Consider the following 18,468-nt stretch of genomic DNA (forward strand, 5'->3'; position numbering starts at 1 on the left):
ATTTAGACTTAAATAGATTGATGGGCAATAAGCTTTAATAGAACTAAAGTAGAATGTAAATTGAAGCAACAGAGTATGAACCTTATAGGGAAGATATACTTTAATAGAACTAAAGTAGAATGTAAATTACCATCACAGAGGGACAAAAGGCGTACATGGCAGCTTTAATAGAACTAAAGTAGAATGTAAATCCTGCTGGCTGAATATTAGCCTTAATTTCTTCGCCTTCTTTAATAGAACTAAAGTAGAATGTAAATAAAACTTCTCCCTTTCTTAATCCGCCCATCATCGCTATCTTTAATAGAACTAAAGTAGAATGTAAATGTTGTTGCATCTGGAGCATCATCATGTTTATTCTTTCCTTTAATAGAACTAAAGTAGAATGTAAATGTCAGAATCACACATTGTTGATTTTGACTGGTTTTATCTTTAATAGAACTAAAGTAGAATGTAAATCATATAAATATCGCTATAAGCTGTGCCGTCTCCATTCTTTAATAGAACTAAAGTAGAATGTAAATGAGCTATAAAAGAAGCTAAAGAACGGGGCGAAGGGACTTTAATAGAACTAAAGTAGAATGTAAATCCTCCTTACATATATAATTATACACTAAAAGTTGATGCTTTAATAGAACTAAAGTAGAATGTAAATGTAATGTATCTTCTTTTGTTCCTCCTTCGTATTTGCTCTTTAATAGAACTAAAGTAGAATGTAAATCATATTGTAGCGGTTGATGCGACAAAAGCACTAGGACTTTAATAGAACTAAAGTAGAATGTAAATAATTATTATGCGATATTACCTGCTAATGTGCGATATGCTTTAATAGAACTAAAGTAGAATGTAAATCCCATTTAAGTTTATTTATATCTTTACTTTTCATATCCTTTAATAGAACTAAAGTAGAATGTAAATGCATCTGATGGAAATGGCAATATTCCAACCTATAGACTTTAATAGAACTAAAGTAGAATGTAAATATCTATTAACAGTAGTATTATATCGTTTAGCAATTGCTTTAATAGAACTAAAGTAGAATGTAAATAACCCTTATATGTCCAGTACTGATTTTTTTAGATGTGCTTTAATAGAACTAAAGTAGAATGTAAATGCCAACTATACTGGTAAATTTGTTCAAAAACTAACAACTTTAATAGAACTAAAGTAGAATGTAAATTCCATCATTTTCAATTACTCCTGCTTGTACTAGCCCCTTTAATAGAACTAAAGTAGAATGTAAATTACAAAATAGATGTAGAGCCGCAATCTTTAAGGGCTTCTTTAATAGAACTAAAGTAGAATGTAAATTAGCTTCTGCATGATGGAGTTGGGATGCATGATAGTTCTTTAATAGAACTAAAGTAGAATGTAAATCATATGAAACATTGGGAAGTAGGTGCTAGATAATGGCTTTAATAGAACTAAAGTAGAATGTAAATCATACACAGCATTTTCTTTGCTCTAAACATATTCTTACTTTAATAGAACTAAAGTAGAATGTAAATAAAGGACTAAAAAATGAACAAGAGTTGCAAGAGTATACTTTAATAGAACTAAAGTAGAATGTAAATATATCAACTTTGTTATCTTATATCAAACAAGCTATGCCTTTAATAGAACTAAAGTAGAATGTAAATACCTTTCAGGCTCGAATAGCGGCTCAATGGCTCACAACTTTAATAGAACTAAAGTAGAATGTAAATTGGTAATTCAACTCTTTGTAAATTTACCTTTGAAAATCTTTAATAGAACTAAAGTAGAATGTAAATAGCTATGCATGTGATTTACATCAATACACCGATAAACTTTAATAGAACTAAAGTAGAATGTAAATGTTAAAAGCTCCAAAAAGTCAATTCAACAGTTTTGGACTTTAATAGAACTAAAGTAGAATGTAAATTCTTTAGCTTCATAACTTCTTGTCTGTATTCTGCCTTCTTTAATAGAACTAAAGTAGAATGTAAATCTAGATGAAGTGCAAGAATGGGCAGATTTAGAGCCAGCTTTAATAGAACTAAAGTAGAATGTAAATAAATATAGTATACTAATTACCTCTAAAAAAATCAATACTTTAATAGAACTAAAGTAGAATGTAAATAAGATTGTCCAGACAAAAAAGGAGAATGTCCGCTTTAATAGAACTAAAGTAGAATGTAAATCTTTAAATCTTATTGCAGTATCTAAAGCGTTTATTTCCTTTAATAGAACTAAAGTAGAATGTAAATAATCTATTTTCGTATATATCAATACTTTTAAGCTCTCTTTAATAGAACTAAAGTAGAATGTAAATAAAAGTAAAAGTTGGAGAGATAGACCACTTACTGGCTTTAATAGAACTAAAGTAGAATGTAAATTTACTGTTGCTTGTCCTCTGCATTTGCTAGAATAAACCTTTAATAGAACTAAAGTAGAATGTAAATTTTGATATGCTTGCTATACTTATGCCTTGATTGATTAACTTTAATAGAACTAAAGTAGAATGTAAATTCATGAATTACCTGCAACCTATTACCTGTAATATTAACTTTAATAGAACTAAAGTAGAATGTAAATCTTTTCATTGTTTCGCCTAAACTATTCATCTCTTCTTCTTTAATAGAACTAAAGTAGAATGTAAATATATCTCTAAAACCTCTACTTGCTTTACTAGCTTTATGCTTTAATAGAACTAAAGTAGAATGTAAATAATAATACAGGGGATAGTGATGGTCCAGCAGATCCATCTTTAATAGAACTAAAGTAGAATGTAAATTGTTTTAAAACCGCTTACATCTTCGGTCGATAGTTTACTTTAATAGAACTAAAGTAGAATGTAAATCTTTTACAAGGAAGCTATGAAACAGTATTACCTAATACTTTAATAGAACTAAAGTAGAATGTAAATAAATATAATTGGATAGTCTTTTGAATTACCTAATACGCTTTAATAGAACTAAAGTAGAATGTAAATTCACTTAACTTTTGCATTGCTCGTTCAGAGTCTTCGGCTTTAATAGAACTAAAGTAGAATGTAAATGAAAAATAAAGAAATTAATAGAATTAATGAGCTATTTCTTTAATAGAACTAAAGTAGAATGTAAATGGAGATGAAAAGGATACTGCTACCGATAAAGCAGAGCTTTAATAGAACTAAAGTAGAATGTAAATATGCCTGTACAAGATGAAGAAAATGATAGCTTTATTGCTTTAATAGAACTAAAGTAGAATGTAAATTCTGCAAATTTTATATATTTCCCATTACTGTTTTTTCCTTTAATAGAACTAAAGTAGAATGTAAATGCTCAAATCGGTGATACAGTCCGCATAGATGTAACGGCTTTAATAGAACTAAAGTAGAATGTAAATGATAAAACAAGAAATGGATAAAACCCAAAAACAATTTCTTTAATAGAACTAAAGTAGAATGTAAATGCTATGGGCTCATGGGCAAGTAGTTTGTTAAGAATTTCCTTTAATAGAACTAAAGTAGAATGTAAATTTGTTATTAAAACTGTTATTATGTTCATGTAAAACACTTTAATAGAACTAAAGTAGAATGTAAATATTTAATTGGGAAATACGTATGGGGCAAAGGACTGTCTTTAATAGAACTAAAGTAGAATGTAAATTTATATACGCTCATCATTTTAGAATCAACTGTAATAGCTTTAATAGAACTAAAGTAGAATGTAAATCCGAAGAACTCTCGAAAATATGCTTGCTTTTTAAATACTTTAATAGAACTAAAGTAGAATGTAAATCTGGGATTATATCTACTTGAATTAGATACACTAGTACCTTTAATAGAACTAAAGTAGAATGTAAATTCTACAGAATATAACAATACTAGATTAGAACAAGCTTCTTTAATAGAACTAAAGTAGAATGTAAATTCTGCTGTAAATGCGACAATTTTCACTACAGGGGGTACTTTAATAGAACTAAAGTAGAATGTAAATCTATAAGTTCTAAACTTATTTCTGATACAAATTTTTTCTTTAATAGAACTAAAGTAGAATGTAAATGCGTTTATGGGTAATGTAATACTCTTTATCTGTACTTTAATAGAACTAAAGTAGAATGTAAATAAAACTTTGATGTCTTTAAAGTCTTCCCTTGTATAACTTTAATAGAACTAAAGTAGAATGTAAATCCTTTATCATCAAACAATTGAACTTTCGCTTGTGCTCTTTAATAGAACTAAAGTAGAATGTAAATAAGCATAGCTATAGCGAACAATCTTATGAAGCAAGGACTTTAATAGAACTAAAGTAGAATGTAAATAAATAATATGGAATTTGATTATTAATTTCTATATTACTTTAATAGAACTAAAGTAGAATGTAAATTTATAATACAATTGTTCATATTTTTTAACATCTAACTTTAATAGAACTAAAGTAGAATGTAAATGGGGAAATTTGTATTCTCTCCCCTATAATTAAGGGACTTTAATAGAACTAAAGTAGAATGTAAATGTGTGGAGCTAAGTTATTAGCAGTTGAAATAAATAAACTTTAATAGAACTAAAGTAGAATGTAAATAACGGTGGAGATAATCAAGACGATGATCCATTTGCTGCTTTAATAGAACTAAAGTAGAATGTAAATTTAAAGCAGTTGTTGAAAAATACCCTTACTTTGTAGGCTTTAATAGAACTAAAGTAGAATGTAAATCAGGAGAATGAAACTTTTAGAACTAGATCAGGACAAGCTTTAATAGAACTAAAGTAGAATGTAAATGAGTAAGAGATTTAGGCTAGAAGATGTTTTAAAGCTACTTTAATAGAACTAAAGTAGAATGTAAATCTTTCTATGTTAGAGACACCAGACCTTACTAGTGCTACTTTAATAGAACTAAAGTAGAATGTAAATGGTGAATATAAGCACTTTTATCATATAGTACATGGAGCTTTAATAGAACTAAAGTAGAATGTAAATCTATAAAACAGGAGGGTTTAATATGAAGATAATAGACTTTAATAGAACTAAAGTAGAATGTAAATAACTTTGCTTAAATCCTTGCATACAGAGTTATACATCCTTTAATAGAACTAAAGTAGAATGTAAATACGAAGGATTGTTAGATTTAGCACACCAAAATGGATTCTTTAATAGAACTAAAGTAGAATGTAAATCAAGTCTGCCTTTATCTAAATAGTTAGCACAACTTTCCGCTTTAATAGAACTAAAGTAGAATGTAAATGTTATGTGGAGTTTCTAGAATGGAAAAAGAAAGATGACTTTAATAGAACTAAAGTAGAATGTAAATTTTTTTCTCTAACTTCATTTTCCGTATATCCCATGTCCCTTTAATAGAACTAAAGTAGAATGTAAATTCATATATAGAAGGCGAACAACAAGATAATCAAGTACCTTTAATAGAACTAAAGTAGAATGTAAATCCTAAAACAGCAGTAACATATTTATCGACATCATTGCTTTAATAGAACTAAAGTAGAATGTAAATGTGGTAAGATTAGTTTTTATTCTAGCATCATATGGACCTTTAATAGAACTAAAGTAGAATGTAAATTTTTTTATAATTCTTGTTTGGCTGACCTTCTACTACCTTTAATAGAACTAAAGTAGAATGTAAATATCCCGTTATAAGTTCTAGTATTGAAAGCCTTTGCCCTTTAATAGAACTAAAGTAGAATGTAAATTTGACTATCTATATATGTATATATAATACTATTCTACTTTAATAGAACTAAAGTAGAATGTAAATAAAAGAAATAGAAGATATTCAAAATAAACATAATGACTTTAATAGAACTAAAGTAGAATGTAAATGCAATTCGAGGCTCTTTCACCCCATTGTTTCCAATCTTTAATAGAACTAAAGTAGAATGTAAATTGGGCTTTAGTAAAGAATCACAAACAGAAAAAGGTACCTTTAATAGAACTAAAGTAGAATGTAAATCAATTTGTAGAGGGTGTTTCAGATTGGTACAGAGAGGCTTTAATAGAACTAAAGTAGAATGTAAATCTACATGAAGCTACAGCAAGATACAACCCACATTTCTTTAATAGAACTAAAGTAGAATGTAAATGCAATTGATTGACCTTGTACTCCGTGTGAGTCAAGGCTTTAATAGAACTAAAGTAGAATGTAAATACTACAAGTGGAGTGAAAACTAAAAGAATGTATGCGCTTTAATAGAACTAAAGTAGAATGTAAATACAGATGATTGACAACTTAGAGCACAATCAGGCAGTACTTTAATAGAACTAAAGTAGAATGTAAATTGAAAGGACTGTATGAGAAGAAAACTAGGCTGTCATACTTTAATAGAACTAAAGTAGAATGTAAATTTTTTTCGATTTGCCCTATAGTGATTTTATTTATATCTTTAATAGAACTAAAGTAGAATGTAAATAAAGATATTAGCAAAGCTTTAAACGAAGCAAATGGACTTTAATAGAACTAAAGTAGAATGTAAATACGAAACAGCGGAGTATTATTTTGGAGACATTGGAAGCTTTAATAGAACTAAAGTAGAATGTAAATTAAAAGGAAACATAAATAGTGGACAAGAGTTTGGAATCTTTAATAGAACTAAAGTAGAATGTAAATGCTACTGAAATAGACATAGAGACACCGTGTATACCAGCTTTAATAGAACTAAAGTAGAATGTAAATAATAAAAAATAAGCCCTTTAAGGCTTAATCTTCTTCCTTTAATAGAACTAAAGTAGAATGTAAATATCTTAGAAGAGTATGCAGATGTATTACATTTTTACTTCTTTAATAGAACTAAAGTAGAATGTAAATATCTTAGAAGAGTATGCAGATGTATTACATTTTTACCTTTAATAGAACTAAAGTAGAATGTAAATATTGTTTAAGGCAACGTATATATGTGAAAAAGAATATCTTTAATAGAACTAAAGTAGAATGTAAATTTTCTTCTTCATGTTCTATTACATTCATATATATAGTCTTTAATAGAACTAAAGTAGAATGTAAATAAAATCCCTCCAAACATTTCAGAAGCAGTAGAGAAAATCTTTAATAGAACTAAAGTAGAATGTAAATCTAATAAAAGCTAGCATTAGATCTGTAGCTGTATCTAGCTTTAATAGAACTAAAGTAGAATGTAAATGAATTTTCAAGCTCCTCAGTAAATTTCTTAATCTTTCTTTAATAGAACTAAAGTAGAATGTAAATAGACCTGTTTAATGACTGTTGTCTAAAGTCAATCATCTTTAATAGAACTAAAGTAGAATGTAAATGAAGGTGAAGGTGAAGATATAGAAGCATATAAACACCTTTAATAGAACTAAAGTAGAATGTAAATATTGCTCCATCTGCTATTATCCCGCTTCCTGCTGTAACTTTAATAGAACTAAAGTAGAATGTAAATACCAGTTCCGGCAAGGGCTGTATTAATTGTTTTGTCCTTTAATAGAACTAAAGTAGAATGTAAATACTTCTAGCATGAGAGGTAAATTTTCTACTATAGCATCTTTAATAGAACTAAAGTAGAATGTAAATTCTGATCCATCTCCACACGCCACCAAAGTAAACATCCTTTAATAGAACTAAAGTAGAATGTAAATAATGGAATTGATGTTAATATTATGTCTACAAAGATACTTTAATAGAACTAAAGTAGAATGTAAATTCATTCCTTTATACAACTATCGACTCATACTCTTTCTGCTTTAATAGAACTAAAGTAGAATGTAAATTCGCATAATTCACAAGCTATAGCTACTTTATTGTTAGCTTTAATAGAACTAAAGTAGAATGTAAATGTAAAAGATGACGGTTTGAGTTGGAAAGCAAAGGGGCTTTAATAGAACTAAAGTAGAATGTAAATGAGGAACTGGATGCGACTACTCAAGAAATGACAATGTCTTTAATAGAACTAAAGTAGAATGTAAATCCTACCTTAATTTATTTAGAAGGAGCAGGAGCATACCCTTTAATAGAACTAAAGTAGAATGTAAATTTTCTTGTTTTTTATCTTTGCTTAAATTCTTGTCTATCTTTAATAGAACTAAAGTAGAATGTAAATCCATAATATCCTAATCCTTTGAAAGATAAAGTGTATTCTTTAATAGAACTAAAGTAGAATGTAAATACTGGAGAAGACTGGGCAGATAGAATGGCATATATACTTTAATAGAACTAAAGTAGAATGTAAATATATATTCTCCTTCTTTTAATATATCTCCCTCATACTTTAATAGAACTAAAGTAGAATGTAAATTGAGTTTGATGCTTTAGTTAATGTCAAAATGGATGCCTTTAATAGAACTAAAGTAGAATGTAAATATTTATATATGATATAATATATAAAAAACAAACAAGGCTTTAATAGAACTAAAGTAGAATGTAAATAATAAGGGCCAACATGGCTAGAGCGGGGATGCAATATTCTTTAATAGAACTAAAGTAGAATGTAAATATAGTTTGCATGATGATGCTCCTGACTCTTTAGCTGCTTTAATAGAACTAAAGTAGAATGTAAATCCTGTATGCCCTCTATAAGCTCCTTTTGAAAGCTTGCTTTAATAGAACTAAAGTAGAATGTAAATCCATCACTATTATTATTATCTTTTTTATATTTATCACTTTAATAGAACTAAAGTAGAATGTAAATTTAGACCTTGTGTATTTTGCTTAACGCCCACAGTAGCGACTTTAATAGAACTAAAGTAGAATGTAAATAGACATTTAATTGCTTCTTTTGTATCCATAGTATTATCTTTAATAGAACTAAAGTAGAATGTAAATTTGTTTTATACAGTTGTGCTATATTGTATTTAGTAGTCTTTAATAGAACTAAAGTAGAATGTAAATTGCATATCCCTATGACCTAGTAATTAACTTGTATACTTTAATAGAACTAAAGTAGAATGTAAATCCATCACTATTATTATTATTATTATCTTTTTTATATTCTTTAATAGAACTAAAGTAGAATGTAAATCCTCTTAAATAAATCATCATAGTACTTGTCTACTTTTCTTTAATAGAACTAAAGTAGAATGTAAATATACTTGATCTAATTCTTTAATTTTTTCTTTATATGCTTTAATAGAACTAAAGTAGAATGTAAATGTAAAGAATTAACTAAACAAGAAGCAAGTGAAATTATCTTTAATAGAACTAAAGTAGAATGTAAATTTGTTTAACTCAATTTTCATATTCAATGTTTTGTTTCTTTAATGGGACTAGAATAGAGTGCAAAGTGGGGGCTTCATAAATGGTAGATTTCTTTACAGATGTCTTAAAATCCTTGAAATGATTTCTTTTTTTATCATTCTTAGAAATAATCATTCTTCTTAGGGTATTGCCATAATTTCATTATATAATATTTGCATCATATGATAATTATCTTAACATATAGTGTAAATACCGTATCCGATTCAGAATACAATCTATAATGTTCTTGAGTCAATTTTAATTATTATATTTTAAGATTACATAATATGATTAGAAATTAATAAGCTAATATAATTTGATTGTTTTGAGAAATTTAGATTAGTCTAAAGTACCAATGAACAATAAAAATTTCCTCTATAATCATTTTATTGTTTGGAATATAGGGGTTGAAATAAATCACTATTCTATTGTAGAATTTAATAGAGAAGTTCTATATTAGAAGGTGAAGAATTGTTTGAGTTAATGAAAAATAGCTTTAATGATTTTAAAGATGGCATTAGAACTTATTTAGTTTTTGAGGTTATATATAAAATGATTACTAGCTTTATATTTATACCTTTAATAACATATATTTTTCATCTAATTATCAGAGTATTAGGCTCTAATTCATTATTAAATGGTCAAGTATTTAAAATAGGTTTAAATTATAAAGCTATTCCAGGTTTAATTCTTATGTTGTTTTTATCTACAATAGCAGTATTTATTGAATTTGGTACATTAGTTATTATATCTCAGAAAAAATATTTCAAAAAAGATATTTCCATATCAGATGCTTTTTTTACATCTATTAAAAAAGTATCTAAGATTTTTAGTTATGGATTATTACAGTTAATGATATTATTTTTACTTATTATGCCTTTTATCAATGCACCATTATCTTTTAGGTTAACAGAGAATATGACTATTCCTAAATTTGTTATGGATGAAATATATAAATCTAATATATTATCTATTTTATATATAATAGGAATAATTTTAGTGATTTATGTTTTTCTAAGATGGGTTTTTACGATTCATTCTACAATAATTGAAGGTAAAAAAACTAAAAATGCAATAAAAAATAGTTTGGAGATGACAAAAAATAGAAAGATTAAAATTCTATTTGGATTAGTATTATTAAATGTTATCTTTTTTTTAATAATTTTACTTATAACTTTTTCAATGGAATCATTGATAAGTTTAATCATTTCATTATTACAGTTAGATATTGAAACTAGATTTATGAAGATTTATTTATATAGATTTATGGGTGGAATTGTATTTGTACTTACATTACTTATTACACCAATGAATACTATATTTCTAACAAGATCATATTATAAGATTAAGAGGAATTGCAATATAGAAATTGTAGATAATTTAGGAATTTGTTCAAATGAAATACTAAACAAAACAGAGGAAGGTATTTCCAAATTCCTTGTTAGAAAGAAGAAATTATTTATATTACTAGTATTTATAGCATTGATTATATTTTCGGCTATTAATTATTCAATAACAAGTCAAACCATACATTTAGGTAGAGATATAAAAATAGCAGGACATAGGGGAGATAGTATTGATTTTCCAGAGAACTCCATAGTTGGTATAATGTCAGCTGTGGAAAAGGGGGTAAATTTTGCTGAAATAGATGTCCAATTAACTAAGGATGGAATTGTTGTATTAAATCATGATAAAACATTTAAAAGGGTGGCCGGAATATCTTCCAGTGTAAAACATTTAAATTATGAAGATTTAGTAAACTTTGACATAGGTTCAAGAGTTTCAAAAAGATATAAGGAAGAAAAAATTCCTAAACTTGAAGATGTTTTACAAGAAACAAAGGGAAAAATAAAACTAATCATTGACCTCAAATCCTACGGTTCCAATAAAGAATTAGTAAAGGCAGTTGTTAATTTAATTGAAAAGTATGATATGGTTGAAGATTGCTATATTCAATCTTTAAATTATGAAGAATTAAAGGAAGTAAGAAGATTAAATAAAAATATAAAAATCGGGCAGATAATTATTGTATCTGCGGGAGATATAACATCTCTTGATGTAGATTTTTATACAATAGAACAGACTATATTATCTAATAAGTTTGTGAAAAGTCTCCATGAGGCAAATAAGGAAGTATGGGTATGGACAGTTAATGAAGAGAAAGATATAAATGAAGTTTTACAATATGATATAAATGGAATAATAACAGATTATCCTGAAAAAATAAAAAATATTATAAAACTAAAGTAAATTATCAATTATATATGGCTCTTATTAGGGCCATTTTTTATAATTTATTTTATTGATTTTCATGTTAAAATATGATAGTATAGTAAAAATTCAAAAAATTAAAAGGTTACATAAGAAAGAGGTGATAGTATGAACCAGATGCCTATTATTAAAACGGAAAGACTTATTTTACGCCCATTTAATCTTAGTGATGAAAATGAGGTACAAAGACTTGCTGGAAATATAGCTATTGCAGAAATGACTTTAAATATACCTTATCCATATGAAGATGGAATAGCAGGAGAATGGATAAAAACTCATAAAGAAAAATATGAAGAAGGTAAGATGCTTAATCTAGCTATTACTGATAGAACTGATAACTATCTAATAGGGACTATAGGATTAAGCATAAAAAAAGAGTATGATATCGGTGAACTTGGATATTGGATAGGAAGGCCTTATTGGAATAAAGGTTATTGTACGGAAGCGGCAGAGGCAATATTAGATTATGGTTTTAAAAAAATGCACTTAAATCGTATATATGCAACCCATTTAAAAAAGAATCCTGCTTCAGGAAAAGTCATGGAAAAAATAGGGATGAAGAAAGAAGGAATATTGAGGCAACATGTAAAAAAGTGGGGAGAATATGAGGATTTAGTTTATTATGGATTGTTAAAAAGTGAATTTATTAGATAAAGAATCAAAGTTTAAGGTTACATTATGTTTTAGATTTTAGATTGAGAAGCTATAGTTTTGCAAAGTTGGACTGAAAGGAGAATGTTAGTGAAATTATATCTAACAAGACATGGACAAACAGAATGGAATTTACAAAGAAGATTACAAGGCTGGAAGAATTCAAATCTTACTTCTAAAGGTAGAAAGGAAGCAGTGCTACTAGGAGAAAGATTAAGATCTGTTGATCTAGATATTATTTTTTCAAGTTCAAGTATGAGAGCATTAGAAACAGCAGAGATAATTGCTAGAGATAGAGATATAGAGATAAAACTAGAAGATAATCTTAGAGAAATACACTCAGGAAAATGGGAAGGTAATAGCTTATTGGATATAGAAAAGTTATTTCCCGAGGAATATTATATATATCAAAATGCACCTCATTTATATGAAGCAAATAATGGCGGGGAGACTTTTTTTCAGGTTCAAAAGAGGGCAATTTCCGTTATAAATAGAATAATTTATGAAGGTGAATATGAAAATGTTTTGATAATAACTCATGGTGTAACTGTAAGAGTTATTATGGCATATTTTGAGAATTATCCTATGAAAAAATTATGGGAAACACCACATATTAATAATACTAGTCTAACTTTAATAGAAATAGATGAAAAAAACATAAATATACCTTTATATGGAGATATTTCACATCTAAAAATAGATTAGTTTTGTTTCAAATTTCAATATATAGATTATGCAGAGTTATATTTTGTTTTTTGAAAAAAGTAGGTGATTTTAAAATGATAAAAAGATGTATTATGATTTTTCCTGAATTTGAAAATGGATATGTTATCGATAATATAAGAAATAAGTATGATCCATTAGCTAGTCTTGTTAAGCCGCATATTACTTTAGTTTTTCCGTTTGATAGCAATATAAAAACTGAAGAGTTAGAAAAGCATATATCTCAGGCCTTAAATAAGTTCAAACCTTTTAATATTACTCTTAGTGGAGTAGGGACTAATGACTCTTTCAAAGATGAGTACTTATTTTTAAATGTAAGAGAGGGAAAAGAAGATATAATAAAAATCCACCAAAAATTGTATAGTGGAATATTAGAGAGTTACTATCCAGATTTTCTTAAAAAGACTAGTTATTTACCACATTTAACCATAGGAAGTTTTAATAATGTGCATGATTTCAAAGTTGCTTTAGAAGATACAAGGAATATAAATGATGTTTTTAAAACAAGAGTTACTCAAATAGATGTTGAAATTATAGGTGAAAAGGGAGAGTCTACAATAGAATTTGGATTTAAATTAACTTAATGGGTATGTAGAGAGGGGGGATTCATTATGATTAAACCAGAGAAGTTAAATAAAGGAGATAAAGTAGCAATAGTCAGTCTATCTAATGGAATGGCTGGCGATGAATTATTTAGACACAGATATGAGATAGGGAAAAAGAGAATTGAAGAAATATTTGGACTTGAAGTAGTGGAAATGAAAAATACATTAAAAGGTTCAGAATATCTATATAAACATCCAGAAGATAGGGCAGAAGATATGATGGAAGCTTTTAATAATGAGAAAATAAAGGCTATATTTTCAAATATAGGTGGAGAGGATACAATAAGATTATTGCCATATATAGATTTTGATGTTATAAGGAATAATCCTAAAATATTTATGGGATATTCTGATACTACAGTTAACCATTTTATGTGTTATAAAGCAGGATTAGTTTCCTTTTATGGACCGAGTGTATTAGGAGAATTTGCAGAAAATGTTTCAATGCATGATTATACTAAAAAGTGGATTGATAAAGTATTGTTCCAATCTAAAACAATAGGTGAGATTGAATCAAGTGATAAATGGACTAGTGAATATTTAGAGTGGTCAGAAGAGAAAAATAATAGCATTGAAAGAAAGATGAAAAAAAATAAAGGATATGAAATATTACAAGGTGAAGGAAGAGTTCGCGGTAAATTAATAGGTGGTTGCATGGAAGTATTAGAATTTATTAAGGGAACAGAATTGTGGCCAAATTTAGAGGAATGGGAAAATGCAGTTTTGTTTTTAGAAACTAGTGAAGATAAACCAGAGCCAGAATATATAAAATGGTGGTTAAGAAATTACGTAGCACAAGGAATTATAGACAGGATAAATGGAATTATAATTGGAAAACCAAAAGATGAAACTTATTATGAAGAATATAAAGAAATGTATATAAAAGTTATAAGAGAAGAGTCTGGTAGAAAAGATTTACCCATATTATACAATATGAATTTTGGTCATACTTCTCCTATGTGCATTATTCCGTTAGGTATTGAAGCTGAAATTGACTGTGATAATAGAATATTTAAAATACTTGAATCAGGAGTTGTAGAATAAAGGAGGGTTAATTTTTAATGCTAAAAAATAACAAAATATTTTCAAAATATAGTTGCAAAGATTTATATATAATGGTATAATGAGTTAGCTTTAATTCACAAGAGATATTTTGTTTTAAAAATTCATGATGAAATTATTTTCTACATCTTTGCTTATTTTGCTGAATATGATAATTTCGGAGATTTTTATACATAAATTGCTTCAGGAGGAATTAAAGGAATAAAATTTTGGAGGTTTTTTACATGACTAAAGGTACAGTAAAATGGTTTAATGCAGAAAAAGGATTTGGATTTATTACAGCAGAAGATGGAAATGATGTTTTTGTTCATTTTTCTCAAATTAACAAAGAAGGCTTCAAGACTTTAGAAGAAGGTCAAGAAGTTGAATTTGAAATTGTTGAAGGACAAAAAGGACCACAAGCAGCGAATGTAACTATTATTTAATATAAAGACGAAAAAAATTGGATAACCTATAAAAAAGGCCTGAAGAGTATATTCTTCAGGTCTTTTTATAAAATCAAGCAAAGAGGAGATTATTGATAGCATATGAAATATGAAAGTGGTGAGTTTTTAATAATTAGTGATTTTGAAATAAGAACATTAAGAGAGGGTATTGATGATATAGATTTATTTATTCCTATGAACATGAGAACTCTCAACTTATATATTGAAGATCTGCCAGCCTATATTAAAGGAAGGCTTCAATTTACTCAAATTAGAAATCTTATAATACGTTTTTCCATGAATCAAGAAGAAAAACTATGTACAATTCATTTGTTAAAGGATATAGACCTTCAATCAGCTGAAGTTAATTTTGAGATGAAGTACAAAGATTATTATATAATATTAAGAGAAAACAAGTATTTTAATGAAATGTATTTAAAAAAGAAATAATTTTAGTGAGGTGATTTTATGGGAAATGTAGCTGCATTTTTTGATATAGATGGTACTCTTTATAGAAATTCTCTAATGATACAACATTTTAAAAAACTAATTAAATATGAAGTCATAGATCCAGTAGTATGGCATAATCATGTAAAGCATACCTATTGTGAATGGGAAAAAAGATATGGAGATTTTGAAGATTATTTAGAAGAACTTGCAGACTATTATGTTAAAGAACTTAAAGGAATAAATAAAGATTATATAAGTTTTATAGCTAATCAAGTAATAAAAATAAATGGAGACAAAGTTTATAGATATACTAGATCTAGAATAGAATGGCACAAGAAAATGGGGCATAAAGTATTTTTCATTTCTGGAAGTCCAGATTTTTTAGTAGAAAAAATGGCTGAAAAATATGGGGTAACAGAATATAGGGGAAGTGAGTATGTAGTAGATAATAATAATAATTTTACTGGTAATATTATTAGAATGTGGGATTCTCAAAACAAGCAAAGAACTATTGATGAATTTGTAAATAGATATAATGTAGATTTGAATTTAAGTTATTCTTATGGAGATACAGTAGGAGATTTATCAATGCTTAAGATGGTAGGTAATCCTATAGCTATAAATCCTAACAAAGATTTATTAAAAGTTATAAAAACAGATGAGAAATTATATGAAAATGTTCTTATTATAGTGGAAAGAAAAGATTTGATATATAGATTAAAGCCAAATGTAGATATAATAGATATTTAATATTTCTCAAACTTAGAAAGGGTGATTTATTGATGCAGAAAATGAATCCAGTAAAAAGGTACAGTCAGAATTGCATGTTATGTGGTAGTGAGTTATTATATAGTCAAGATTATAGAGAGATAGAATGTGTTTATTGTCATAATAAGTTTAGAACAAATGTAGCATGTAAAAATGGTCACTATGTTTGTGACAAATGCCATGGTACTAGTGCAATGGATATTATAGAACAATATTGTAAATCTACAGATAAAACAAATCCTATAGAAATGGCAAATGAAATTATGAAACATCATAAAATAAATATGCATGGACCAGAACATCATTATTTAGTGCCTGCAGTATTAATAAGCTCTTTTTATAATTTAAATGGAGAAAAATATATTAAAAGTGAGAAATTAAAAATTGCTAAAGAAAGGGCAAAAAAAGTTCCTGGAGGTTTTTGTGGTTTTTATGGAAGTTGCGGTGCAGCAGTAGGTACAGGTATATTTATGAGTATTATTACAGAATCAACCCCTCTATCTAAAGAAGGATGGGGATTAGCAAATCAAATGACTGGAAGGGCTTTGATAGCTATTGGTAAAGTGGGAGGTCCTCGTTGCTGTAAGAGAGATAGCTTTATAGCTATTAAAGAGGCAGTGATTTTTGTAGAAGAACATTTTAAACTAAAGATGTATGACTATGAAAATTATGATATAATTTGTAAATTTTCAAATATGAATAAACAATGTTTAGGAAAAGATTGTTCTTTTAATATAATAAATATAGAGAAATAATCTAATTAGATTGCATTTGGATATTATTTAGCCAATTAGTATTTAATATAAAAATATCCTTTAGGCTAACTTGAAGGATATTTTTTAATGTTATAAAATTAAATAATCATCTTAAAATATAATTCGGAATAGGGGGACAAGTATGGACAGAGAAATTAAACTTACAGAAGGTAATATAACTAAAACATTAATTAAATTAGCAATTCCAATTATGGCTACTTCTTTTGTTCAAATGGCATATAATATGATGGATATGATATGGCTTGGGAGAGTAAGTACTAATGCAGTAGCAGCAGCAGGAACTGCAGGTTTTTTTACTTGGTTTGGTTCTTCATTATTTTTAATACCTAAAATAGGAGCAGAAATAGGAGTTGCTCAATCCTATGGCAAAGATGATATGGAAGCTGCTAGAAACTATGTTTTTCATACTATACAGATAGATATAATTGTTGGGCTATTATACACTTTATTTCTCATATTATTTAGGCATAATCTTATAAAATTTTTTAATTTAGGAGATAGTGAAGTAATAAAGATGTCCACAGACTATTTAGTCATAGTTTCTTTTGGTATGGTGTTTTATTTTTTAAATCCAGTTTTCTCCGGGATATTTAATGGTTCTGGAAATAGTACAACACCTTTTATAGTAAATGCCATTGGATTAGGATTAAATGTAGTTCTTGATCCTATGATGATTTTAGGATTAGGACCTTTTCCAGAAATGGGTATAAAAGGAGCAGCATTAGCTACAATAATTTCTCAATTTATAGCTACTCTTATTTTTATCAAAATAAGTAGAGATAAATTAACATTATTTTGTGGTTTAAATATATTTAGGATTCCAGATAAAAATTATATTAAAAAAATATTTAAACTTGGATTTCCAGCCTCACTACAAAATGGACTGTTTGCTATGATAGCTATGGTCATAGCAAAAATAATAGCACAGTGGGGACCTATTCCTATAGCAGTGCAAAAGGTAGGATCTCAAATAGAGTCTATTTCTTGGTTAACAGCAGGAGGATTTTCTACTGCTTTAAGTGCCTTTGTAGGTCAAAACTATGGAGCAGAAGAATGGGACAGGATACATGAAGGGTACAAAAAGGGGTTGCTTATAGTAGGGTGTATAGGTATATTTGCAACTTGTCTCCTTATATTTGGTGCAAGGCCTATTTTTAGATTGTTTATTCCTAATGATGAGGAGGCTATAAAAGAAGGAATAATATATTTGAGAATTTTAGGATTATCTCAGCTTTTTATGACCATAGAAATAGCAACTGGAGGAGCTTTTAACGGATTAGGAAAAACAGTGCCACCTTCAGTAGTAGGTATAATATTTAATGGATTTAGAATACCAGCTTCTCTAATACTCTCATCTTATACATCTTTAGGCTTAACTGGAGTATGGTGGAGTATTAGCATGAGCAGTGTATTTAAAGGAATCATATTAACTCTTTGGTTTGTAAATATACTTAGAAAGATCGGAGAATAAAAAAGGGGCTGTTTCATAACTGATTTATCAGTTATGAAACGCCTCTTTTTTTATGTTCAAGTTGACAACTGAAGTACCTAAGTTTCCATAAATTTAAATATATTTTTCTTAGTCTAATTTTAGGTATA

10 protein-coding genes and 1 CRISPR repeat array are annotated in these 18,468 nt (G+C 27.5%); all 10 genes read left to right on the forward strand.

Annotated elements, in window-relative coordinates:
- Positions 1–32: 32 nt before the first annotated feature.
- Positions 33–9,120: a CRISPR direct-repeat array (repeat unit 29 nt; unit sequence CTTTAATAGAACTAAAGTAGAATGTAAAT).
- Between the two features lie 489 nt (positions 9,121–9,609).
- A complete protein-coding gene (locus tag NSA23_RS16040) occupies positions 9,610–11,388 on the forward strand; it encodes a glycerophosphoryl diester phosphodiesterase membrane domain-containing protein (protein ID WP_257490775.1) in 1,779 nt (592 codons plus the stop codon).
- A gap of 129 nt (positions 11,389–11,517) precedes the next feature.
- Positions 11,518–12,063 carry a GNAT family N-acetyltransferase gene (locus NSA23_RS16045; RefSeq protein ID WP_257490776.1) on the forward strand — a complete coding sequence of 182 codons (546 nt, stop codon included), beginning with the start codon at positions 11,518–11,520 and terminating at the stop codon, positions 12,061–12,063.
- Between the two features lie 87 nt (positions 12,064–12,150).
- Complete coding sequence (locus NSA23_RS16050; RefSeq protein WP_257490777.1) at positions 12,151–12,765, forward strand: histidine phosphatase family protein; 615 nt, start codon at positions 12,151–12,153, stop codon at positions 12,763–12,765.
- Between the two features lie 74 nt (positions 12,766–12,839).
- Complete coding sequence (locus tag NSA23_RS16055; protein WP_257490778.1) at positions 12,840–13,367, forward strand: 2'-5' RNA ligase family protein; 528 nt, start codon at positions 12,840–12,842, stop codon at positions 13,365–13,367.
- A 27-nt stretch (positions 13,368–13,394) separates the two neighbouring features.
- Positions 13,395–14,432, forward strand: a complete 1,038-nt coding sequence (locus NSA23_RS16060; RefSeq protein WP_257490779.1) for a S66 family peptidase — start codon at positions 13,395–13,397, stop codon at positions 14,430–14,432.
- Positions 14,433–14,674: 242 nt separating this feature from the next.
- The gene (locus NSA23_RS16065) at positions 14,675–14,875 is read left to right on the forward strand and encodes a cold-shock protein (RefSeq protein WP_042680754.1); all 201 of its coding nucleotides are present in this window, start codon (positions 14,675–14,677) and stop codon (positions 14,873–14,875) included.
- 102 nt (positions 14,876–14,977) lie between these two features.
- Positions 14,978–15,325 carry a hypothetical protein gene (locus tag NSA23_RS16070; RefSeq protein ID WP_042680752.1) on the forward strand — a complete coding sequence of 116 codons (348 nt, stop codon included), beginning with the start codon at positions 14,978–14,980 and terminating at the stop codon, positions 15,323–15,325.
- Positions 15,326–15,343: 18 nt separating this feature from the next.
- Positions 15,344–16,075 (forward strand): HAD family hydrolase, encoded by a 732-nt coding sequence (locus NSA23_RS16075; protein ID WP_257490780.1) that lies wholly within the window; start codon positions 15,344–15,346, stop codon positions 16,073–16,075.
- A 32-nt stretch (positions 16,076–16,107) separates the two neighbouring features.
- Complete coding sequence (locus NSA23_RS16080; protein ID WP_257490781.1) at positions 16,108–16,848, forward strand: DUF5714 domain-containing protein; 741 nt, start codon at positions 16,108–16,110, stop codon at positions 16,846–16,848.
- 142 nt (positions 16,849–16,990) lie between these two features.
- Positions 16,991–18,340: an MATE family efflux transporter gene (locus tag NSA23_RS16085; protein ID WP_257490782.1), complete on the forward strand. Its 1,350-nt coding sequence runs from the start codon at positions 16,991–16,993 to the stop codon at positions 18,338–18,340.
- Positions 18,341–18,468 lie beyond the last annotated feature (128 nt).

The sequence above is a fragment of the Anaerosalibacter massiliensis genome (genome assembly GCF_024623155.1).
Taxonomy (GTDB): domain Bacteria; phylum Bacillota; class Clostridia; order Tissierellales; family Sporanaerobacteraceae; genus Anaerosalibacter; species Anaerosalibacter massiliensis.